Here is a 19,911-nt window from a genome sequence, read left to right on the forward strand (position 1 = left end):
AATGGCCCGCCTCACTTGTCACTGCTTTTTGCGAGGTTTCACCATGTATACCGCCATCGGTTATGCCGCCCAGTCGGCCACCACTCCCCTCGCCCCCATGTCGTTTGAACGCCGCAGCCCGCGCGCCGATGACGTGGCGATCGAGATTATGTACTGCGGCGTCTGCCACTCCGACATCCACCAGGCGCGCAACGAATGGGGCATCGCTGTGTACCCGCTGATGCCCGGCCACGAAATTGTCGGCAAGGTCACTGCCGTCGGCGCCAGCGTTACCGCGCATAAAGTCGGCGACCTCGTCGGCGTAGGCTGCATGGTCGATTCGTGCCGTCACTGTGAAGCGTGCAAATCGGACCTGGAGCAATACTGCCTCGAAGGCCCGACCATGACCTACGCCACGCCGGATCGTGTGGATGGCAGCAACACCATGGGCGGCTATTCCGACAGCATCGTGGTCAGCGAGCACTTTGTGGTGAAGATTCCGGCCAAGCTCGACCTGGCCAGCGCCGCGCCGATCCTGTGCGCCGGCATCACCACTTACTCGCCGCTCAAGCACTACGGCGTAAAGGCCGGCGATAAAGTCGGGATCCTGGGCATGGGCGGTCTGGGCCATATGGGCATCAAGTTCGCCAAAGCCATGGGCGCGGAAGTCACGCTGTTCACCCGCTCCGCGAGCAAGGCTGAAGAAGGCCGTCGCCAGGGCGCCGACCACGTGATCGTGTCCACCGACGCCGAGCAGATGAAAGCCGCTGCCGGGCACTTTGATTTCTTGCTGGACACTATCCCAGTGCAGCACGACCTGAACCCCTACCTCGACGTGCTGCGCTTTGACGGCGTGCACATCCTGGTGGGTTTGATCGAGCCAGTGGACCCGCCGGTGAATGCAGCCAAGCTGGTGCTGGGCCGTAAAGTACTGGCCGGTTCGCTGATCGGTGGCATTGCCGAAACCCAGGAAGTCCTGGATTTCTGCGCCGAGCATGGCATCACCTGCGACATCGAAATGCTCGACATCCGCCAGATCAACGAGGCCTATGCCCGCATGATCGCCGGTGATGTGAAGTACCGCTTTGTCATCGACATGGCGACCCTGAAGGTCTGATCAGACCTTCGCGCCCAACTCCGCTGAAAGCCGCGCTGCGACTTGTTTGATGACAGGGATCAGCTCGGCCATTTTCTCCAGCGGCATATAAGGCACGGTACTGGCGATGCTGATGCCGGCGACGATTCGCCGGCTCGCATCGCGCACCGGTGCCGCCACGCAGCGGATCGACGGTTCGTTGTCTTCCAGATCGAACGCATAACCGCCCACCACATATTCATGCATACGCTGCTCGAACTGTGCCCAGGATTGCTCCGGGTGCTGCGGCCACTGCAGGTTTTTTCCTCCCGCCGGCAGGCTGGTTTCGTACAAGCGTTGCCACTCTTGCACCGTGTCATCCAGCAGCATTGCCTTGCCTACGCCCGTGCGCGCCAACGGCATGCGATGGCCGACCCGTGAACGCATTTCCGGGCCATTACGGCCGGGGTTCTTGTGCAGGTACAGCACGTCGTCAAATTCGCGAATCGCCAGGTGGATGGTGTCACCGGTCAGCGCGGACAACTCGTCCAGATACGGCACCGCCAGGGTCACCAATGGCAGCTCTTCCCGTGCCTGGAAGCCCAGTTCAATCAACTTTGGCCCCAGCAGGTAACCGACTTGCGGCACTACGCGCAGGTAACGCTCATCCACCAGGCAACTGGCCAGGCGGTGGGTGGTGCTGCGGGTGGTGCCGATGCGCTTGGCGATCTCTTTCAGATCCCGCGCACCGGCCGCCACTGCCTGCACCACGCCCAGGCCACGCAGCAGGGTCTGGGTGCCGGTGGGGGCGGCGTCTTTGACGGGGGTGTGGGCGTTTTCCTGCATATCGGGCCTATAAGTATGAAAGCGCGGGCATTATGGCAAATACCGCCCGTCAATACAGTTGAGATCTATAGGTGGGAGGGGCTTGCCCCCGATGGCGGTGTGTCAGAGACAAATGTGCAAACTGACACTCCGCTATCGGGAGCAAGCCCCCTCCCACATTCGGCTTTCATAGGGTTTGGATCAGCGTTGTTTCATGAGATCGATGACCACCGCCAGTAGCAGGATCAAACCGCAGATCACGCATTGATGAACCCAATACAAACTTACAACCAGAACACCGTATTCAAATTCTCCGCCGATTAAAACTGTGGGAGGGGGCTTGCTCCCGATTGCAGTGTGTCAGCTATATATTCATTACCTGACCCACTGCTATCGGGAGCAAGCCCCCTCCCACATTTGAACCTCATAGGGCTTGAATCAGCGTTGTTTCATGCGGTCGATGACCACCGCCAGTAGCAGGATCAAACCGCAGATCTCGTATTGATGAACCCAGGACAAACTTACAGCCAAAACACCGTGTTCTAATTCTCCGCCGATTAAAACTGTGGGAGGGGGCTTGCTCCCGATGGCGGTGTGTCAGCTACATATTCATTACCTGACCCACTGCTATCGGGAGCAAGCCCCCTCCCACATTTGGCCTTTATAGGATTTGGTTCAACGCTGTTTCATGCGGTCGATGACCACCGCCAGTAGCAGGATCGAACCGCGGATTACGTATTGATAAAACGTGTCGATGTTCTTCAGGTTCATCGCGTTCTCGATGATTGCCAGGATCAACACCCCCGCGATCACATGGCGGATCATGCCAATCCCACCACTCAACGACACCCCACCCAGCACGCACGCAGAGATGACCGTCAGCTCAAAACCCTGCCCGATCATCGGCTGGCCTGAGGTCATGCGCGACGCAAGGATCACCCCGGCCAACGCGCCGATCAGGCCGTGCACGGCGAAGATCAGGATCTTGGTGCGGTCAACGTTCACCCCTGCCAGCAACGCCGCTTCCGGGTTGCCGCCGATGGCCATGGTGTTGCGCCCGTAGGTGGTGTAGTTCAGCAGCCAGCCGAAAAACACAAAGCACACGATGGTGATCAAAATCGGCACCGGCACGCCGAACAACTGGCCGTTGCCGAACACAAAGAACTGCTCCTGGGACACGCCAACCGCCTTGCCGTCGGCAAAGATGTAGGCCAGGCCGCGCACGATCTGCATCGTGGCCAAGGTGGTGATCAACGCATTGACCCGCAGCTTGGCGATGACGATGCCGTTGATCAGCCCGACGATCAGGCCCATCAGCAGCGCGGCGCCGATGCCGAGCATGACGCTCTCGGTGTCGCGCATCACAATCGCCGCCACCACGCCGGCACAGGCGATCACCGAGCCCACCGACAAGTCGAAGTGCCCCGACGCCAGGCAGAACAGCATGGTGCACGCGGCGATGCCCACGGTGGAAATCGCCAGGCCCAGGCCGCGCATGTTCAGCGGTGAGAGGAAGTTGTCGATCAGCAAGGCGCACAGCACAAAGATGCTCACCGCCGCCAACAGCATCGCCCAGTTGTCGAGCAGTGCGCGCAGATCGAAGGGTTTGCGTGCGGTGGGCAACGCGTTGTTTTGAGTGTTCATGGTCGTCTCTCAGTTCGTCACGCGGCGCGGCAGGGCCAGCTGCAGCAGGTTGGATTCGGTGGCGTTTTCACGGGTTTGTTCACCGCGCAGGGCGCCTTCGCACAGCACCAGGATGCGGTCGGAAATACCCATGACTTCCATCAAGTCGCTGGACACTACGATCACCGCAATGCCGCTGGCCGCCAGGTTATGGATGATCTGGTAGATCTCCGACTTGGCGCCGATGTCGATGCCCCGCGTCGGTTCATCCAACAGCAAGACCTTCATCGGCATCGACAGCCAGCGACCTAAAATGGCCTTCTGCTGATTGCCGCCGGACAGGTACATGATTTTCTGTTGCGCATCCGGGGTTTTGACTTTCATCGCCTTGATTTGCTGGTCGGCGTTGCCTTTCTCCCAGGGCTCGCGCAGCAACCAGCCGAACGAGGAATGGGCACCACGGGCGCTGATATTGATGTTCTCGGCGACGCTGGAAAGCGGAATGATGCCTTCCTTTTTGCGGTCCTCGGGACACAGCAACACACCGGCGGCGATGGCGTCGCGCGGGGAACGCAGTTGCAGCGCCTCTCCACAGAGTTCAAGGCTGCCAGCGCTGCTGCGTTCCAACCCGCTGAGCAAACGAAACAGCTCCGTGCGCCCTGCCCCGACCAGCCCGAACAAGCCAAGAATCTCGCCCTTGCGCACGTCGAAACTGATCGGCTCACGCAGGCCAGGCCCCAGCAAGCCGTCGACCTTGAGTGCGACCTCGCCATGCTCTCGCGGGCGGTAGTCGTAAATATCCTGAATGTCGCGACCGACCATGCAGGTCACCAACTGGTCGTGGCTGAGCGCACTCATATCATCAAAAGTGCGCACGTAACGCCCGTCTTTGAACACCGTCACGGCATTGCAAATCCGGAACACTTCTTCCATGCGGTGCGACACGTACAGCACCACTTTGCCCTCATCCCGCAGGCGCGTGATGATCGCCATCAAACGGTCGATCTCCCGCGCCGACAGGCTGCTGGTCGGTTCGTCGAACGCGATCACATGGGCACCACGGGACAGCGCCTTGGCGATTTCCACCAGTTGGCGCTGGCCCAGGGACAAGCGCCCGAGCTTTTCTTCAGGATCGATTTCATCGGCCAGACCCTTGAGGCACGCCAGGGCCTGCTTGCGCAGCAGGCTCCGGTTGACCACCCCAAAACGCGACGGCAGGTGCCCAAGGAAAAGGTTCTCCGCCACGGTCATTTCCGGCACCAGGTGCAGCTCCTGGTGGATCACCGCGACGCCGCTGGCGATGCTGTCCGCAGCGCATTTGAACGCCATGGTCTGCTCGCCGATCTGCACCGTGCCGCTGCTGGGAATGTAGGCGCCGCCGAGGATTTTCAGCAGCGTCGACTTGCCCGCGCCGTTCTCGCCCATCAAGGCATGCACCTGCCCGGGCTGGGCGCTGAAGCTGATGCCGTCCAGCGCCTTGACCCCGGGAAAGGTTTTGCCGATACCCTCAAACCGCAGGGCCGCCGCACTCATTTCCACAGCCCGATCTTGGTCAGTTCTTCCTGGAAGTTGGCGCGGGTGATCAGGGTGACTTCATCCATCGCGGTGTACTTCGGTGGCTCGGTACCTTTGGTGACCCACTCGTACATCATCAGCGCCGTGTTATAGCCCTCGATATGCGGGCTTGGCAGCATGGAGCCGAAGAAGCCGCTGTCGGCCTTTTTCAGTTCGCCGATGGCGTCGGTGCCATTGATGCCGATGCCGATCACGTTGGCCGCTTTGAAGCCCGCGCTTTCGGTAGCGCGCACGCCGCCGAGCACGGTGTTGTCGTTCATGCCGCCGATGATCAGGTTTTTCGCACCGCTGGGCAGCTTGACCAGCGCCGAGTTGGTGGCGTCCATGCTGCCAGGGACGTCGAGGGTTTTCAGTGCGGCGGTGAGGATGTGGTCTTTCGGAATGCCGGCTTCTTCAAGGGATTTGATCGAGCCGTCGGTGCGTTTTTTACCGGTGTCGAGTTCGTTGAAGGTGTTAATCACCGCGTAGGTGTCCTTCCAGTCCCAGCCACGTTTTTTCGCTTCGGCAGCCATGGCGGCGCCTTGTTTCTGACCGACTTCAAAAGCGGCCATGCCCAGGTACGGCACGTCCTCCATGAAGTTGCCTTTGGCATCGACGAAACGGTCATCCACGGCCATGACTTTCAAGCCATTGAGCTTGGCCTTGGCCACGATGGCTGGGCCGAGGGACACGTCCGGCGGGCAGATCACAAAGCCCTTGGCACCGTTGGCGGCCAGGCTGTCGATGGCGGAAAGGGTTTTCTCACCATCGGGCACGGCGATTTTGATCACGGTGAAACCGTGTTCCTTGCCGGCTTTTTCGGCGAAGGCCCATTCAGTCTGGAACCAGGGTTCTTCGGCCTGTTTGACCAGGAAGCCGATCTTCACTTCTTCGGCGGATGCGAGGCTGCTGAGGCTGCTTAAAGCAACGGCGGCGGCAAGGACGCGTAGAGCTTTTTTCATGAACGACACCTTTTATTGTTATTGAGCGGTAAAAGTTCTAGTCGTGATACATCACAGACCGCCCGCCATCGATCATCAGGCAGGTGGCATTGATAAAGGGCGCCTCGTCGGTGGCCAAAAACAGCGCAGTCATCGCCACCTCCACCGGCTGGCCGATGCGTTTGGGCGGGTGCAGGTCAAATGCGCGCTGGCGCTCGGCGTGGGGGTCGGAAAAACCGTTCCAGTAGTCGACGTTGAGTTGGGTTTCGATATAGCCCGGCGCGATAGCGTTAACGCGAATGCCCTTGGGCGCGTATTCGATACCGAGGGCTCGGGTGAGGCCGAGCAAGCCATGCTTGGCGACGGGGTACGGGAAGCAACCAGGAATGATGTGGCTGGAATGGGTAGAGGCGATATTGATGATGTTGCCGACGCCCTGCTCAATCATGTGCGGTAGCACCGTGCGGCAGCCAAACCAGGCGCCGTCGAGGTCAATGGCGAAGCAGCGGCGCCAATCTTCGTCGGTCATCTCCAGCGGGTCGCAGAACACATTGACGCCAGCACAGTTGACCAGCACATCCACGCGACCAAAGCGCTCAATGGCCACATTGACCAGCGCCTGCCATTGCTCTTTTGAAGTGATGTCGACGGCTTGCGCGTAAATCTGCGCACCGCGTTCGCGCCAATGGGCGGCCACCTTCTCGACTTTTTCACCCTGAATATCGGCGATAACCAGGCGCGCCTGCTGGGCCTGGAAACACGCGACGATCGCTTCGCCAATGCCTTGGGCGGCGCCGGTAATGATCACCACCTTGCCTTTGAGCCGCTCGCCGTAAGTGGGCTCGGGCACGGCGGGGAGTGACAACGGTTGTGCCTGCATCGCTTCACCTGTTTTATTTTTGGTAGTGAGTGCTGATGTCGCCGACTATAAACCCAGATCCCGAAATATCTCAATATATAAATTTGCATCCCATATTGTGAACTTAGACATAAAAAAACCGGCCCTGAATTGGCCGGTTTTGTAGGCAGGATGACAATCAGCCCAGGGCAAAATCTCGTAATGCATCACCTTCCATGCGATAGCGCACCCACTCTTCCTGAGGCTGGGCGCCGATGGATTTATAGAAGGCGATCGCCGGCTCGTTCCAGTCCAGCACGCTCCACTCGAAGCGCGCGCAGCCGTTATCAAACGCGATCTTGGCAAGGTGGCGCAGCAACTTCTTACCCGCCCCGCCACCGCGCTGCTCGGGGTTGATATAGAGGTCTTCCAGGTACAAGCAGTTGCTGCCCAGCCAAGTGGAATAGCTGAAAAAGAACACCGCAAAACCAATCGGCAAGCCATCGCGCAAGCAGATCAGGCCATGGGCGGTGGCGCCCTCGCTGAACAGGCTGCGCTGGATATCCACCACGCTGGCGATCACTTCATGCCGGGCTTTCTCGTACTCGGCGAGTTCAGTGATGAACGTCAGGATCTGCGCAGCATCGCTGGGCACGGCGGGGCGAATCTCGATGGTCATGGGCAAGCCTTGGGCAATTTCAAAGCCGACATACTAAGGCGCTTTGATGACTGATTGCAGCGCATTTTCATGGGCCGTGCAGTTACGCCGGCCTGCGCTGCTGCAAGCACCCGCACGCACACGACAAAGCCGGGGGTGGCGCGGCGGGAGTGGTGAGGGGCCGCGCCACACAAAATCTTACAGGCGCGCTGATACCGTTCGTCGCCATCAAGGCACCATCAACAAACGGCAACTGACCAATAGAGGGTAAGGACATTAATTCTATGGAGATATCCTCATGAAGCCTTCCAAGTTTGCTGCCTTCGCCCTCACCGGCCTGCTGTCCGCCGCATCGCTGAGCGCCGTCGCTGCCAGCTCGACCACCGGCCCGACCGATCCTACGCCTGACGCCACCACCGAATCGCAAAAATCCATGGGCACTGGCCTGGATACCAATGGTGGCGCAGTCATTGATAACGCCAACGGCGCCGACCCGCATACCAAGGGCCACGACACCGAGCGCCAGGCACCTGCCGCAGTCGGCAACGGTAAAATGGGCCCGTCGATCAATGAGCCGAAGATCAACAAAGGCGACGACTCGAACCTGCCCGGCGCGCCGAAACAACCTGCGCCTTAAGCACTCGACCGCAAGATGAACACCCGATCATTTCCCAGTGAAGAGGTACGCATGAACGTCGATAGAAACCTTGAAAAAGAAGTCCTCACCCGCCTGCTGCACGCCCACCCACAAGGTTTGGGCAAGGAGGTGCTGGATAACTACCGCGGCGAAAAGGAGGTCGCCAGTGTGTTGGCGTTCCTACAGGACCGCGGGTTTATCAAGGATGGGCATGTGACCACCGACGACGCCGGTGAATACTCGCTGAACTTGCCGATCAAGCTGACGGCATCTGGAGTGGATGAGGCGCGCAAACTGGACGCCGGTCAGTAGCCTCCACACCAACCAAATGTGCGAGGGGGCGTGCTCCCGATAGCGGTATGTCAGCTACCTGTACATGGGCTGATGCACTGCAATCGGGAGCACGCCCCCTTCCACATGTCTGCTCCGCGCTCAGTGAGTGAGCAAAGCGTCAACTTCATCGGTGCCAGGCGAGGTGGCCGGACCCCAACGGGTCACCGCCAGCGCCGCCGCCGCATTCGCCCGACGCGCTGCCTCACACGGTGTCAAACCCGCGGCCAAACCTGCGATAAACACCCCCGCATGCGCATCACCCGCGCCATTGCTATCCACTGCCCTCACCTTAAAACCTGGTACATGGTCGGCATGTCCGTGACGACTGACCCAACAGCCATTCGGCCCATCACGCACCACCAGCAGCGCGCCATCAGGCAGATGCCGATTGAGGTCCAGCAGTGCGTCCGCCAGTGTTTTCGCACCGGTAAACGCCAAGGCTTCCGGGCCATTGCTGGTCCAGATGTCGATACGTGGCAGCAAGGCAATCATCAGTGCAGAATCGGGCGCCTTGACCAGCGGGCCCGGGTCGAACACCACGGTGATAGCGCGGGGTAACGCCAGCAACCAATCGAGCAAGGCCTGCGCTTTGCCTTCCAGCAGCAGGCTGTAGCCGCTGACGTATACATAATCATCAGCCTGGGGAACGACGCGCGCTAAGTCATCGGCAGTCAAGTCACCTTCAGCGCCGATATGGGAGATGAAGGTGCGCTCGGTGGTGGCCTCGGTCAGCGAGACACACAACCCGGTGTCCTTTCCCTCACTTGCCGCCTGGGCCATTTCCACGCCCTCGGCCTGCATCGCCGCGCGGGCCAGGTCGCCAAAGCGGCCGTTGCCGTGGCGCCCCAGGTAAACCACCGGCAACCCATTGCGTCGTGCCGCCGCCATTACATTGAAGCCGCCGCCGGCTTCGAAACCGGCGGACTTGGCGAGCACGTCGCCGCCGGTGGCGGGCAAGGTATCGAGGGCCATGATCAGGTCAACAATGACCTGGCCGGTGTGCAGCAATCTAGACATTGGGGCTCTCTACTAATGCTGGGCGACGATCAGCCGCACCGCCCAGTACCGCATAAATCCCGCCGGCCACCAGAAAGGTGACAATCCAGCCCAGGCCGTTGTGGCCCAGCCAGGAGTCGGACAGCGGCCCGGCGAACCAGATATTTTCGGCGGTGGTACCGATGGTGGTGAAGCTGAAGCCCAGCACAATCGCCACGGCCCACGCGCCGAACGCACGCCACTCCACACCGCCGCGATACCAGTAGGCGCTGCTGGGGCTGACGTCCAGCAGATCCTTGGGGCTGTAGTAGTGACGGTGGATCAGGTCGACCACAAAGATCCCGACCCACGCGGTAATCGGCACCGCCAGCAACGAGATGAAGGTGATGAACGGACCGTAGAAACTGTCGGCAATCAACATGAAGTAAATCGAACCGGCGAAGATCGCGACGATGTCGACGATCACTGCGTGCACGCGCTTGACCTTCAAGCCGAGGGTCAAGGTGGTGAGACCGGCCGAGTATACCGACAGGTTATTGGACAGCAGCAAACCGCCGAACGCGGTGATCAGGTACGGCACGGCCATCCAGGTAGGCAGCATGTCCCGGATCGCGATGATCGGGTCGGTGGCCGAGGCCAGGTCGTTGTTGCCCACCGACAGCAAGCCGCCGAGGGTGATGAGCAGTACCAGCGGAATGCCCGCACCAAACGCGGCGGATGCCACCAGACGCACGGCCTTGACGCTGCGGTGCTGGTAGCGCGACATGTCGGCACCGGCGTTGGCCCAACCGATACCGGTGCCGGCGGCCATGGTGCCTATGCCGATGATCATTGCGCTCAGCGGTGCGGGTGTGGCGTTGAACACGGCGCTCCAGTCGATGGTGGCGCAGAGGAAGCCGCCGACCAGGATATTCAACGCACCAAACACGTACGTGGCCCACTTCTGGATGACCAGCAGGGTGGCATGGCCCAGGCCGGAAACGGACAGGGTCAGCAACACGAAGATGGCAATGAAGATCAGGGTCAGCACCGGCGCGCTTTTGGCCTCGACCGGCGACCCGAACAGGATCGAGCACAACGACAGCAGCACAAAGGCGGCGGTGGTGGTGTTGACGGTTTCCCAGCCCAGGCGCGACATCAGCGACACCAGCGTTGGGCCGATATTGCCGCGCACGCCGAAGATAGCGCGGGACAGGGTCAGGCTGGGAGCCCTACCACGACGGCCAGCGATGGAGATGATGCCCACCACCGCGAAGGAGCCTGCTGCGCCGAGGATCGCCACGATGATCGCCTGCCAGATTGCCAGGCCACGGAACGCCACCAACGTCGCGCCGAGCGGCAAGCCGAGGATGCTGATGTTGGCGGCGAACCACACCCAGAACAGTTGCAGCGGATGGCCATTGCACTCGCCTTCGGGGACCGGTTCGATGCCGCGTGTTTCCAATTGTCCGGCGCTTTGGCCGGAAGAGGTGCTGCTCATGAGGGGTGCTCCTGGTGCCGGTATTGTTGTGGTTGTGGCAGGTGTGCAAGGTGAATCGGTCTTCCCAACTGTCCTGACTCAGCGCATTTTCAACAGATCTTCAACCAACGGCTGCAAGTCCAACCCATTCACGGCCTTGATCTGTTCAATCATTGCCGCAGGCCAGCACTGCATGCCTAAACAGGCGCCGAGCATTGCACCCAGAATCGCCGCGATGGTGTCGGTGTCACCGCCAAGGCTGGCGGCCAGGCACAAAGCCTCGAAGGCGTTCATATCCCCCACTGCCACTTGCTGGGCGAGGGCAAACGACACCACCACCGACTCCTGGGAGGCGACTGAGGTGCCGATCAATTCGTAGAGCAGTTCAGCAAACAACGCTTTGTCGCCGCTGCCGACACTCAGAGTGCGCGCCCAACTGATACGGGTGGAGATACGCCCGCCAGCAACCCAATGACCGTGGCCTTCCGCCTGTCGGGCGATCTGGGCGCCAATATTCAACGCTTCGCCGAGGTCCGCACCGTTGATACCGGCTGACACCACCGCCGCCACCGCCGCTGCACTGGAGATGCCCAAGGTGGTGTTGTGGGTGACCTGGCACGCCTGGATGACCGCCTGGATAAACGCTGCCGGGTCGCTGACATCGGCGGCGATTCCCACCGGCGTGATGCGCATGGCGGCACCGTTGGTGGTGCCGTAGCGGCCGGACTCTTCCGGGGTATGACCGGCAAGGATCATGTCGATGGCACGCTTGGTCGACGGGCCGAGCAGGTCCTGGGAACCCTTGGCACGCATCACCGCTTCCCAGTCGATCAGGCGCTGGGCGAGCACGGTGGGCTCAATCTTGCCTTGGCCTTCAACCAGCAACTCGCCGACCAGAATTGCCTGTTCGGTGTCATCGGTAATGGAACCGGCGGGCATGTTCGGCGCGATAGGTTGGTCGGCACCGGCATCTTCCAAGGTGGTGATAGCACCGAAGCGCTGTCGCACCTGCTCGCGGCTGAGGGACTGAGTAGGCATGCCCAGGGCATCGCCCAGCGCGAGACCGTAGAAAGCGCCAACGGCACGGTTATTCGAGGTCATTTCGAAGATCCAATTTGCAGGTGCAGGCGAAAGTGCAGAGGGTCAAGCAAGCTTTCGACGTGCTCCATGAAACGCTCGCGCCGGTCATAGGTGGTGCGCGATGCCTTGAGGAATACGGTCCCCGCCGGGCGACCGAGCAGTAGGGCGTCTTCATCGCTGAGGGGTTCGGCGCCGATCCACTGGTCACCTTCGGCGCCGACATAGCCGTAGGCCGCCAGGGTGATGGTCAGGGAATTGTCGATCAGGCCGACGCGGGGCAGGCTTTCCAGGCCACCGGACGCGGGCATCAACGAACGTTCAAGGGACACGGCGGCACCATCGGTGGTGCGCCGGCGGCGGTCGAGGGCGATAAATTGATCGGTGCCGAACCGGCTGAACAGGTCGGGGCGCGTCACCGCTTCCAGGCGCAGGACATCGGTGGTCACCAAGGCGCCATTGTCCGCCAAGGCCTGGGCCCACCCGCTGTTTTGATCGAGCACCATGCCGTCAAATGTGACGATGGAGCCGACGCCGCTCTGGGTCGCAATGTAGTTGCGCCGCTTGAGTTCGGCCAGGGCTTCGCGCAGGGTGCCGCGGCTGACTGCAAACTCTTCCGCTAGTTGGTGCTCGCCTGGCAGCAGGAAACCGTCGGCCATCACCCCACCCTCGATACGGCGGATGAGCTCGTCGACGACGCGTTTTTTCTTATCAAATCGAACATGTCTAATCATGTACAAATTGATAACCGAAAGCGCCCGTTAGCAGCAAGCTTATTATTTCAAGAAGGTGAAAAAACCGGCCTCAAGGTTCCACGCCGATCGGGAAAAACTCGCCACCGCTCCACACGCCCAGCCAGTTCTGACCGTTGATCGGACGGCTTACAGCAAGCTCGACCAATTGATAGAACACGTTGCGGTGCACCAGCGCTTCGAGGTTGGTACGCACCCGTAGATAGGGCGCAGGTTCCTGGGTGACGGGGTCGATGACCACCCGCAGCGGATGTTCGATATCAGCTTCGATCTGTTCATCGACGTTGGTGGTGAAGCGCAGCAACTGGCTTTCACCCTGCCCTTCAACCTCCAGGGTCAACGCGACAAAGGGCGCATCATCGACGGTGATGCCGACTTTTTCCACGGGAGTAATCAGGAAATAATCATCGCCATCGCGGCGAATGATATTGGAGAACAACTTGACCATCGGCTTTCGCCCAATAGGCGTGCCTTGGTAGAACCAAGTGCCATCGCGGGCGATGCGCATGTCGATGTTGCCGCAGAAGTCCGGGTTCCACAGGTGCACCGGCGCCGGTCCCTTGCCTTTGGGCAGTTGGGCCAAAAGGTCGTTGGCCTTGGCGGAATCGGTCATGGGGTTCTCCCTTTTTTTGATCTGGCCTTACTGATCGCTCATACCCAGCAGGCCGCGGGCGTACTGCGCCAGCGGGCGGGCAATCAAGTCTTGTGGCCGATTGTCGTGGAACGTCAGTAAACCGCCACGACTGCGAATGCGTGCAGTATCAATCAAATACTGGGTACTGGTCTCGATCAACATGATCTGGATTACGCCACTGTCTAGCCCTACCCGGTCCAGAGCCTCTTGATCGGCCCATTCGTCGGCGTTGCCGATACGGTCATCTGCCTTGGCGAATCGGCAGTACAGCAGGTAATGGGCGCCTGCCGCACGAGCTTCGGCCATCGCCTGTTCCAAACCTTCGGGCTGACGGGCGCGGCGCACCATGGGGAAGTATTCGACGAATCCGTTGAAGGCTTCTTCGGCCACCACGTTCGGTCGCGGATAGGCGCTGCCCGGCGGCACGAAGGCACCCTGCGCGATGAAAACAAAGGAGTCCGGCTGTATGCGAACCGAGGCGGTACGGCGGGTATCACTGTGGTCAAGCAACCCGGCGTCGCTCATCTGATAGCGGGTGCCTTCGGCCATATCGCTGACGGTCATGCAACCACTCAGCGTCAATGACGCCAGCAACAAAACCAGATTACGCATCCTAATCCTCCAGAAGCCGGTGACGGAAAACCGGCGAATGGACGTGAGATGCAGGTTCTGCGCCAGCTTGAAGGCAACTCCCATATTGGGTGATGGGTAACCTTGGGATAGCGTTAGCCGCCGATGATCTTCATGATCGTCGCGCCGCCGGAGAATGCCACTTCCTGTTTGTCGCCCAGGGCTTTCATCAGCAAGCCTTGCAGTGCCGGCAGTGCCTGGTGGCGCGGTTTGTCGAGCAGGTCGCCGACATAGTGGCGGTTGCTGGAAGACAAGCAGCCATGCAGCCAGCCGGTGGACGACAGGCGCAACCGTGAGCAGGTACGGCAGAATGGAACGCTCTCGTTGGCGATCACGCCAAAGTAGCCTTTGCCCGGCACCTCGTAGCGAACTGCGGTTGCGTCCACCGGTGCGTTGGCTTGCAGGTATTCGTGATGTTCGCCAATCAGGCTGAGCAGTTGCTGCAGGCTGACGAATTGCTGCAGGAACGCGTTGGAATCCTTGGCCAGGTGGCCCATGCGCATCAACTCGATAAATCGCAGTTCGTAACCACGCTCCAGGCAGTAGTCGAGCAGCGGCATCACTTGGTCGAGGTTCTGGCCGCGCAACGGCACCATGTTGACCTTGATCTTGATTCCTGCAGCGCGCGCTTGGTCCATGCCATCGAGCACGGTGGCCAAGTCGCCACCACGGGCGATGCTGCGGAAGGCGTCCGCGTCCAAGGTATCGAGAGAGACGTTGATACGCCGAATGCCGGCATCCACCAACAGCGGCAGTTTGCGCGCCAGCAACTGGCCGTTGGTGGTCAAGCTGATATCGCTGAGGCCCATGCCACCGACTGCGCCCATGAAGGCTTCCAGCTTGGGGCTGACCAGCGGCTCGCCACCCGTGATGCGCAGTCGGTCGATGCCCGCCGCTTCGATCAGGTAAGCCACACCACGGGCCATGGCCTCGGCCGAGAGTTCGTCTTGGGCAGCCACCAGCCGCTTGCCGTTGGGCACGCAGTAGGTACACGCGTAGTTGCAGGCTGAAGTCAGGCTGATCCGCAAATTGCGAAAACGCCTGCCTTGACGATCAACGATCATGGATCACTCCGGCAGAGGATGATTCGGGCGCGCTAAAAACTGACTGATAAATCAGCTTTTAGCAAGGTCCTTGCCTGAGTATATTCCTGGGGTACTACGCCTGGCAGTAAAGATTACGACGCCGGCGTCTCCACGGGCGAAGACTCTACGGCTGCTGGCTCGGCGCTATGCTTGCGCTTGTTGCCCATGCGTACGCCAATGTCCATCAGGAACTGGAAGAAACCTTCCTGGTCTTCCAGCACATTGCTCCAGAATGGCGAGTGGTACAGCGCCACGGCGCCGTGCACCAAGGCCCAAGCCGCGCAATAGTGGAAATAAGGAGGTACGTCTTCAAGCTTGCCTTCACTGATGCGGCCCTTGATCAACAGGGTCAGGCGTTCGAAGTTCGAGGCGCGGATCTTGTGCAGCTCTTCGACCATCTCTGGCACCTGATGGCCCTTGACGACCTTCTCCTCCAGGCGGTCGAACAGGCGATAGCGCTGCGGATCACGCATACGGAACTCGAAGTAGGCGCGGGACAGCGCTTCCTTGTCTTTATCGACATCGGCCGAATGCAGCAGCTCGTTCAAGTCGCGCTCGTAGTCGAGCATCAGGCGCAGGTAGATCTCCGCCTTGGACTTGAAGTGCTTGTAGATCGTGCCTTTGCCGATACCCACGGCATCCGCGATCATCTCGACGGTGACGCTGTCTTCGCCTTGTTCGAGGAACAATTTGAGTGCGGTATCGAGAATTTCCTGCTCACGGCGGCGAAACTCACGGACCTTACGGGGTTCTTTGTGCATGAGGAAGAGGTCTGCAAAGGTCGGAATAGGGAGGGTTGCGCATGACCAAGATTACATGGCGATACGATTTACCCAGTGCGAGGGATTATCCCGACTGAACGGTCGTTGGGCAACGTCTATGTGAACCCGCCATGCACTTTACTTTCAGACTGCCAACGATTTCATGGCTATCAGTCAGAAATAATACGCAACAACTGCACCCGTGCACCGGCCTAATGAGAACTCAAGCGAAGCGCGTGTATTCCAAATCTGTTTAAAAAACGATCAGTCGCGACTGGACTGAATCAGATACTGATCAATACTTGAACTGTCGGCGTGACATCTCCCCCAAGTGAAGCGCCGACCTGGGTACCGACGGACTGTGTGCCCTTGCTTTACTCCTAATGGTCTTAACCCGGATTCACCCCCCAGAACCCGGGTTTTTTTTGCCCGCAATTTGACCCTGGATCTACGAAACGACGTGAGCCAATGGAAACAGGCGCTTGAAGTTCTCGGTAGTCTGTTGCGCAAAACGCTCGTAGGACTCACCCCGCAGCATCGCCAGATAATCCGCCACATCACGCACGTACTCCGGCAGGTTCGGCTTGCCGCGATGGGGGATGGGCGCCAAGTACGGCGAGTCCGTTTCCACCAACAGGCGATCGGCCGGGACTTGGCGGGCCACGTCACGCAACGCGTCGGCATTGCGAAAAGTGACGATACCCGACAGGGAGATATAGAAACCCAGGTCCAACGCCGCCTTGGCCATGTCCCAGTCTTCAGTGAAGCAGTGCAATACGCCGGCCTGGGGCAACGCGGCTTCGCGCAGCAAGGTGAGCGTGTCGGCACGGGCGCCGCGGGTATGAACAATCACCGGCTTGCCCGTCTGCTGGGCGGCTTGCAGATGCAGGCGAAAGGATGCCTGCTGCAACTCGGCAGCTTCGGGTTCGTAGTGGTAATCCAGGCCGGTCTCGCCGATGGCCACTACACGCGGATGGTTGAGTTCGCCCAGCAGCCAGTCGAGGGCCGGGGCCTCGCCAGGCTTGAGGTCCAGCGGGTGGATACCCACTGAGCAATCCACGTCGGCATAACGATCAGCCAAGGCTTTGACGTCGGCGGCGTTGTCGGCGCTGACGCCGATGCACAGGAAATGCCCGACTCCGCGCTGGCGAGCCGCTTCCAGGGCGGCATCGAGGGAGCCGCCGTGCTGGGCGAGGTCAAGACGATCAAGGTGGCAGTGGGAATCTACGAGCATAGGAAGTTACAACTTGAGTCACGGAAAGTGTCTGGCCGACGATACATCCGTCGGCCACGGAAATTAACGGCGGCCGAGCAAGCCCACCCACTGCACCAGCAGCGCTTCAAGCAACAGCACACGGTTGAGGTTGGCCTTGCCGAGCACTTTCTGGCGCTGGGCGAGGATCCAGTCCTGGATGGACAGCACCTTGTCCTGGGCGCTTTTCTGCGCGAGATACTGCACCACCTTGCGCATGTCCTGCAGGCCCAGGCCATTTTCATCCTGGGTCAACTGATACCGCAGGATCAGGCTCGACCAGTCGCAGAACCAGTCGAACAGCAGCAACAGGGGAATGTCTTTCCAGGCGCTTTCGGCCAGTTGTGTCGCAGACAGTTCCTGCTTGAGGAGTTTTTTAACCCCATCCACCACCAGCGCGCGCTGGTCACGCACGCCTTGGGCTTGCAGCTTCACTGCCGCCAAGGGCGAACCGGCGGCCAGGGTCAGTAGTTCGACACGTTCATCGGCGGAGCAGTCTGGCAGTGCCTGCGCCAGCCATTGCAGGCTTATCGCCTCGCTTGGCAGCGGACAGGCCTGCTGCACGCAGCGGCTGCGGATGGTCGGCAACAGGCGGCTTGACTGGTGGCTCACGAGCAACAGCACAGTATCGCCGGAGGGTTCTTCCAGGCTTTTGAGCAGGGCGTTGGCGGCGTTGATGTTCATCGCTTCTACCGGCTCGATCAGCACCACCTTGCGCCCGCCCATCTGCGCGGTTTGCACCACGAAGCTGACGAGATCACGCACTTGGTCGACCTTGATCGCCTTGTCGGCTTCCTCGGGCTCCAGCAGGTAATTGTCCGGATGGCTACCAGCCTTAAGCAACAGGCAGGATTTGCACTGGCCACAAGCCTCCAAGTTAACCGGACGCTGGCACAGCAGGCTGGCCATCAGGCGCTCGGCAAGGGCCCGTTTACCAATACCGATTGGCCCATGCAACAAGTAGGCATGAGCGTGCTGGGCGCGGCCGGCTAACTGTTGCCAGAGACTGTCCTGCCACGGGTAGGCTTCAGCCACGGGCGCGCTCCAACAGTGTTGGCAACAAGCCGTCGATGGCCTGCTGCACCTTCGCCAACGGCTGGGATGCGTCAAGCAGGTGATAGCGAGCAGGTTCGACCTGAGCACGTTTGAGAAACGCGCTGCGCACAGCATCGAAGAACGCCTGGCCTTCGAGTTCGAAGCGATCGAGACGACCACGAGCACTGGCGCGAGCCATGCCCACTTCTACGGGCAAGTCGAACAACAGGGTCAGGTCAGGACGCAAATCACCTTGCACGAACGTTTCCAGGGTAGCGATGCGCGCCAATGACAAGCCGCGGCCGCCGCCCTGGTAGGCGTAGGTGGAATCGGTAAACCGGTCGCAAATCACCACGGCACCGCGGGCCAGGGCCGGGCGAATCACTTCGGCCAGATGTTGTGCCCGGGCAGCGAACACCAGTAGCAGCTCGGTGTCCGGGTTCATCTGTTCTTCGCCTGGGGCCAGCAACACTTCACGGATGCGCTCGGCCAAAGGCGTACCGCCGGGCTCACGGGTCAACACCACCTCGATGCCTTCGGCACGCAAGCGCTCTGCCAAGTAATCGCGGTTGGTGCTTTTGCCGGCGCCTTCCGGGCCTTCCAGGGTAATAAACAAGCCAGTCACAGGCAGTCCTTAGTCAGAGTCATTGCCGGCTTTGCGGCGCGGTGGTGTCCAGCACGGGCTCGGCGGGCGCTTCCGTTGGCGGCGTTGCATCTTCCGGCGGTTTTACCACCGGTGCCGGACTCGAGCGGTAATCGGCACGGCGTTTGAGCTGGAACTCACGCACGGCGGCATTATGCGCACCCAGGTCATCGGAGAAAATATGACTGCCATCGCCACGGGCGACGAAATACAGGCTGCTGCCAGGCACCGGGTTCAATGCGGCATGGATAGCCTCGCGGCCGACCATGGCGATTGGCGTCGGCGGCAGCCCGGCAATCATGTAGGTGTTGTAAGGGTTGGATTCCTTGAGGTGAGCGCGCGTCAACTTGCCATTGTAACGCTCACCCAGGCCGTAGATCACCGTAGGGTCGGTCTGCAGCAGCATGCCGATCTTCAGACGGCGGACGAACACACCGGCAATCTGGCCACGCTCCTCCGGCACACCGGTCTCTTTTTCCACCAGAGACGCCATGATCAGCGCTTGATAAGGGTCGGTGTACGGCACATCGGGGGCGCGCTTGCTCCATTCCTGGGCCAGTACGTCGTCCAGGCGGTTGTAAGCTTTTTTAAGGAATTCGACGTCGGTCATGCCGCGCACGAACCGATACGTATCCGGGAAGAATCGCCCTTCGGGAAACACCCCAGGGTGACCAAGTTTCTCCATCACTTCGCTGTCACTCAGGCCGGAGAGGCTCTGTACGATCTTTTCATGCTTGGCCAGGGCCGAACGCACTTGGCGGAAGTTCCAGCCTTCCACCAGTGTCAGACTGTATTGCACCACGTCGCCACGCTGCCAGAGGCCAATCAGGCCTTCGGCGGTCATGCCGGGCGTCATGCGGTATTCGCCGCTATGCAGCGGTTGGCCGTCGAGGTTAAAGCGCCAATACAGACGCAGCCAGAAGGCTCCGTCGATCACGCCGTCGGCTTCCAGTCGATTGAAGGTGCCGGTCGGAGTCGCCCCTGCCGGCACATCGAGCAACTGCTCTTGGGTCAGATTCAGCGGCTGCTTCAAGGCAGCGTCGTATTTCCAGGCGCAGACCCCCAACAGCAAAGCCGCCGAGAACAGACCGATCAGCAGCAGTACAACCAGTTTTCGTATCAAC

The 19,911-nt window shown here is 60.3% G+C and carries 21 protein-coding genes; 3 read left to right on the plus strand and 18 right to left on the minus strand.

Features of this window, described 5'->3' with window-relative positions:
• Positions 1-43: 43 nt before the first annotated feature.
• A complete protein-coding gene (locus tag LRO94_RS21560) occupies positions 44-1,096 on the plus strand; it encodes an NAD(P)-dependent alcohol dehydrogenase (RefSeq protein WP_032887416.1) in 1,053 nt (350 codons plus the stop codon).
• Here LRO94_RS21560 and LRO94_RS21565 read toward each other — a convergent pair whose 3' ends face one another.
• From LRO94_RS21565 to LRO94_RS21590, 6 genes are all read right to left on the minus strand, one after another.
• A complete protein-coding gene (locus LRO94_RS21565) occupies positions 1,097-1,900 on the minus strand; it encodes an IclR family transcriptional regulator (protein WP_032887414.1) in 804 nt (267 codons plus the stop codon). It lies immediately after the preceding gene.
• A 654-nt stretch (positions 1,901-2,554) separates the two neighbouring features.
• Entirely contained in the window at positions 2,555-3,523 is a 969-nt protein-coding gene (gene araH, locus LRO94_RS21570) for an L-arabinose ABC transporter permease AraH (RefSeq protein WP_122681215.1), read from the minus strand.
• Between the two features lie 9 nt (positions 3,524-3,532).
• Complete coding sequence (gene araG / locus LRO94_RS21575; RefSeq protein ID WP_122681216.1) at positions 3,533-5,035, minus strand: L-arabinose ABC transporter ATP-binding protein AraG; 1,503 nt, start codon at positions 5,033-5,035, stop codon at positions 3,533-3,535.
• On the minus strand, positions 5,032-6,018 hold the full coding sequence (locus tag LRO94_RS21580) for a substrate-binding domain-containing protein (RefSeq protein ID WP_095186531.1): 987 nt from the start codon (positions 6,016-6,018) through the stop codon (positions 5,032-5,034). Before LRO94_RS21580 ends, araG begins: the two co-directional genes overlap by 4 nt.
• A gap of 37 nt (positions 6,019-6,055) precedes the next feature.
• Complete coding sequence (locus LRO94_RS21585; RefSeq protein ID WP_032886824.1) at positions 6,056-6,877, minus strand: SDR family oxidoreductase; 822 nt, start codon at positions 6,875-6,877, stop codon at positions 6,056-6,058.
• Between the two features lie 157 nt (positions 6,878-7,034).
• Positions 7,035-7,514, minus strand: a complete 480-nt coding sequence (locus LRO94_RS21590) for a GNAT family N-acetyltransferase (RefSeq protein WP_032886823.1) — start codon at positions 7,512-7,514, stop codon at positions 7,035-7,037.
• A 277-nt stretch (positions 7,515-7,791) separates the two neighbouring features.
• Here LRO94_RS21590 and LRO94_RS21595 point away from each other — a divergent pair, with 277 nt between their 5' ends.
• Positions 7,792-8,130 carry a hypothetical protein gene (locus LRO94_RS21595; protein ID WP_032886822.1) on the plus strand — a complete coding sequence of 113 codons (339 nt, stop codon included), beginning with the start codon at positions 7,792-7,794 and terminating at the stop codon, positions 8,128-8,130.
• Between the two features lie 51 nt (positions 8,131-8,181).
• The gene (locus tag LRO94_RS21600) at positions 8,182-8,442 is read left to right on the plus strand and encodes a hypothetical protein (protein WP_032886820.1); all 261 of its coding nucleotides are present in this window, start codon (positions 8,182-8,184) and stop codon (positions 8,440-8,442) included.
• 120 nt (positions 8,443-8,562) lie between these two features.
• Here the strand turns inward: LRO94_RS21600 and LRO94_RS21605 are convergent, their stop codons facing one another.
• The 12 genes from LRO94_RS21605 to mltG form a co-directional block, all read right to left on the minus strand.
• Complete coding sequence (locus LRO94_RS21605) at positions 8,563-9,480, minus strand: PfkB family carbohydrate kinase (protein ID WP_179180003.1); 918 nt, start codon at positions 9,478-9,480, stop codon at positions 8,563-8,565.
• Positions 9,473-10,939 carry a purine-cytosine permease family protein gene (locus tag LRO94_RS21610; protein WP_032886818.1) on the minus strand — a complete coding sequence of 489 codons (1,467 nt, stop codon included), beginning with the start codon at positions 10,937-10,939 and terminating at the stop codon, positions 9,473-9,475. Before LRO94_RS21610 ends, LRO94_RS21605 begins: the two co-directional genes overlap by 8 nt.
• Before the next feature lie 78 nt (positions 10,940-11,017).
• Positions 11,018-12,019: an ADP-ribosylglycohydrolase family protein gene (locus LRO94_RS21615; RefSeq protein ID WP_179180002.1), complete on the minus strand. Its 1,002-nt coding sequence runs from the start codon at positions 12,017-12,019 to the stop codon at positions 11,018-11,020.
• Positions 12,016-12,729, minus strand: coding sequence for a GntR family transcriptional regulator (locus tag LRO94_RS21620; RefSeq protein ID WP_179180001.1), 714 nt, complete (start codon positions 12,727-12,729; stop codon positions 12,016-12,018). The genes LRO94_RS21615 and LRO94_RS21620 overlap by 4 nt, the downstream gene beginning before the upstream one ends.
• Before the next feature lie 70 nt (positions 12,730-12,799).
• A complete protein-coding gene (locus LRO94_RS21625; RefSeq protein WP_095185659.1) occupies positions 12,800-13,360 on the minus strand; it encodes a DUF1285 domain-containing protein in 561 nt (186 codons plus the stop codon).
• A gap of 27 nt (positions 13,361-13,387) precedes the next feature.
• Positions 13,388-13,993 carry a DUF4823 domain-containing protein gene (locus tag LRO94_RS21630; RefSeq protein ID WP_032886814.1) on the minus strand — a complete coding sequence of 202 codons (606 nt, stop codon included), beginning with the start codon at positions 13,991-13,993 and terminating at the stop codon, positions 13,388-13,390.
• A gap of 113 nt (positions 13,994-14,106) precedes the next feature.
• The gene (locus LRO94_RS21635; protein ID WP_122753526.1) at positions 14,107-15,075 is read right to left on the minus strand and encodes a GTP 3',8-cyclase MoaA; all 969 of its coding nucleotides are present in this window, start codon (positions 15,073-15,075) and stop codon (positions 14,107-14,109) included.
• 113 nt (positions 15,076-15,188) lie between these two features.
• On the minus strand, positions 15,189-15,857 hold the full coding sequence (locus LRO94_RS21640) for a TetR/AcrR family transcriptional regulator (RefSeq protein ID WP_095185662.1): 669 nt from the start codon (positions 15,855-15,857) through the stop codon (positions 15,189-15,191).
• Positions 15,858-16,305: 448 nt separating this feature from the next.
• Positions 16,306-17,091, minus strand: a complete 786-nt coding sequence (locus LRO94_RS21645; protein ID WP_179180000.1) for a TatD family hydrolase — start codon at positions 17,089-17,091, stop codon at positions 16,306-16,308.
• 63 nt (positions 17,092-17,154) lie between these two features.
• Positions 17,155-18,144, minus strand: coding sequence for a DNA polymerase III subunit delta' (locus LRO94_RS21650; protein WP_122681222.1), 990 nt, complete (start codon positions 18,142-18,144; stop codon positions 17,155-17,157).
• Positions 18,137-18,769: a dTMP kinase gene (tmk, locus tag LRO94_RS21655; RefSeq protein ID WP_032886808.1), complete on the minus strand. Its 633-nt coding sequence runs from the start codon at positions 18,767-18,769 to the stop codon at positions 18,137-18,139. Before tmk ends, LRO94_RS21650 begins: the two co-directional genes overlap by 8 nt.
• A gap of 19 nt (positions 18,770-18,788) precedes the next feature.
• Positions 18,789-19,910, minus strand: a complete 1,122-nt coding sequence (mltG, locus tag LRO94_RS21660) for an endolytic transglycosylase MltG (RefSeq protein WP_179179999.1) — start codon at positions 19,908-19,910, stop codon at positions 18,789-18,791.
• Position 19,911 lies beyond the last annotated feature (1 nt).

The sequence above is a fragment of the Pseudomonas sivasensis genome, assembly GCF_021391435.1.
Classification (GTDB): Bacteria; Pseudomonadota; Gammaproteobacteria; order Pseudomonadales; family Pseudomonadaceae; genus Aquipseudomonas; species Aquipseudomonas sivasensis.

Bases quoted from the DNA above. Each gene is read 5' to 3' on its own strand.
- LRO94_RS21630 (WP_032886814.1), bottom strand. From the start codon at position 13,993: ATGCGTAATCTGGTTTTGTTGCTGGCGTCATTGACGCTGAGTGGTTGC.
- LRO94_RS21600 (WP_032886820.1), top strand. From the start codon at position 8,182: ATGAACGTCGATAGAAACCTTGAAAAAGAAGTCCTCACCCGCCTGCTG.
- araG (WP_122681216.1), bottom strand. From the start codon at position 5,035: ATGAGTGCGGCGGCCCTGCGGTTTGAGGGTATCGGCAAAACCTTTCCC.
- LRO94_RS21615 (WP_179180002.1), bottom strand. From the start codon at position 12,019: ATGACCTCGAATAACCGTGCCGTTGGCGCTTTCTACGGTCTCGCGCTG.
- LRO94_RS21620 (WP_179180001.1), bottom strand. From the start codon at position 12,729: ATGATTAGACATGTTCGATTTGATAAGAAAAAACGCGTCGTCGACGAG.
- LRO94_RS21610 (WP_032886818.1), bottom strand. From the start codon at position 10,939: ATGAGCAGCACCTCTTCCGGCCAAAGCGCCGGACAATTGGAAACACGC.
- LRO94_RS21645 (WP_179180000.1), bottom strand. From the start codon at position 17,091: ATGCTCGTAGATTCCCACTGCCACCTTGATCGTCTTGACCTCGCCCAG.
- LRO94_RS21605 (WP_179180003.1), bottom strand. From the start codon at position 9,480: ATGTCTAGATTGCTGCACACCGGCCAGGTCATTGTTGACCTGATCATG.
- araH (WP_122681215.1), bottom strand. From the start codon at position 3,523: ATGAACACTCAAAACAACGCGTTGCCCACCGCACGCAAACCCTTCGAT.
- LRO94_RS21595 (WP_032886822.1), top strand. From the start codon at position 7,792: ATGAAGCCTTCCAAGTTTGCTGCCTTCGCCCTCACCGGCCTGCTGTCC.
- LRO94_RS21625 (WP_095185659.1), bottom strand. From the start codon at position 13,360: ATGACCGATTCCGCCAAGGCCAACGACCTTTTGGCCCAACTGCCCAAA.
- LRO94_RS21565 (WP_032887414.1), bottom strand. From the start codon at position 1,900: ATGCAGGAAAACGCCCACACCCCCGTCAAAGACGCCGCCCCCACCGGC.
- LRO94_RS21640 (WP_095185662.1), bottom strand. From the start codon at position 15,857: ATGCACAAAGAACCCCGTAAGGTCCGTGAGTTTCGCCGCCGTGAGCAG.
- LRO94_RS21585 (WP_032886824.1), bottom strand. From the start codon at position 6,877: ATGCAGGCACAACCGTTGTCACTCCCCGCCGTGCCCGAGCCCACTTAC.
- LRO94_RS21580 (WP_095186531.1), bottom strand. From the start codon at position 6,018: ATGAAAAAAGCTCTACGCGTCCTTGCCGCCGCCGTTGCTTTAAGCAGC.
- LRO94_RS21635 (WP_122753526.1), bottom strand. From the start codon at position 15,075: ATGATCGTTGATCGTCAAGGCAGGCGTTTTCGCAATTTGCGGATCAGC.
- LRO94_RS21590 (WP_032886823.1), bottom strand. From the start codon at position 7,514: ATGACCATCGAGATTCGCCCCGCCGTGCCCAGCGATGCTGCGCAGATC.
- LRO94_RS21560 (WP_032887416.1), top strand. From the start codon at position 44: ATGTATACCGCCATCGGTTATGCCGCCCAGTCGGCCACCACTCCCCTC.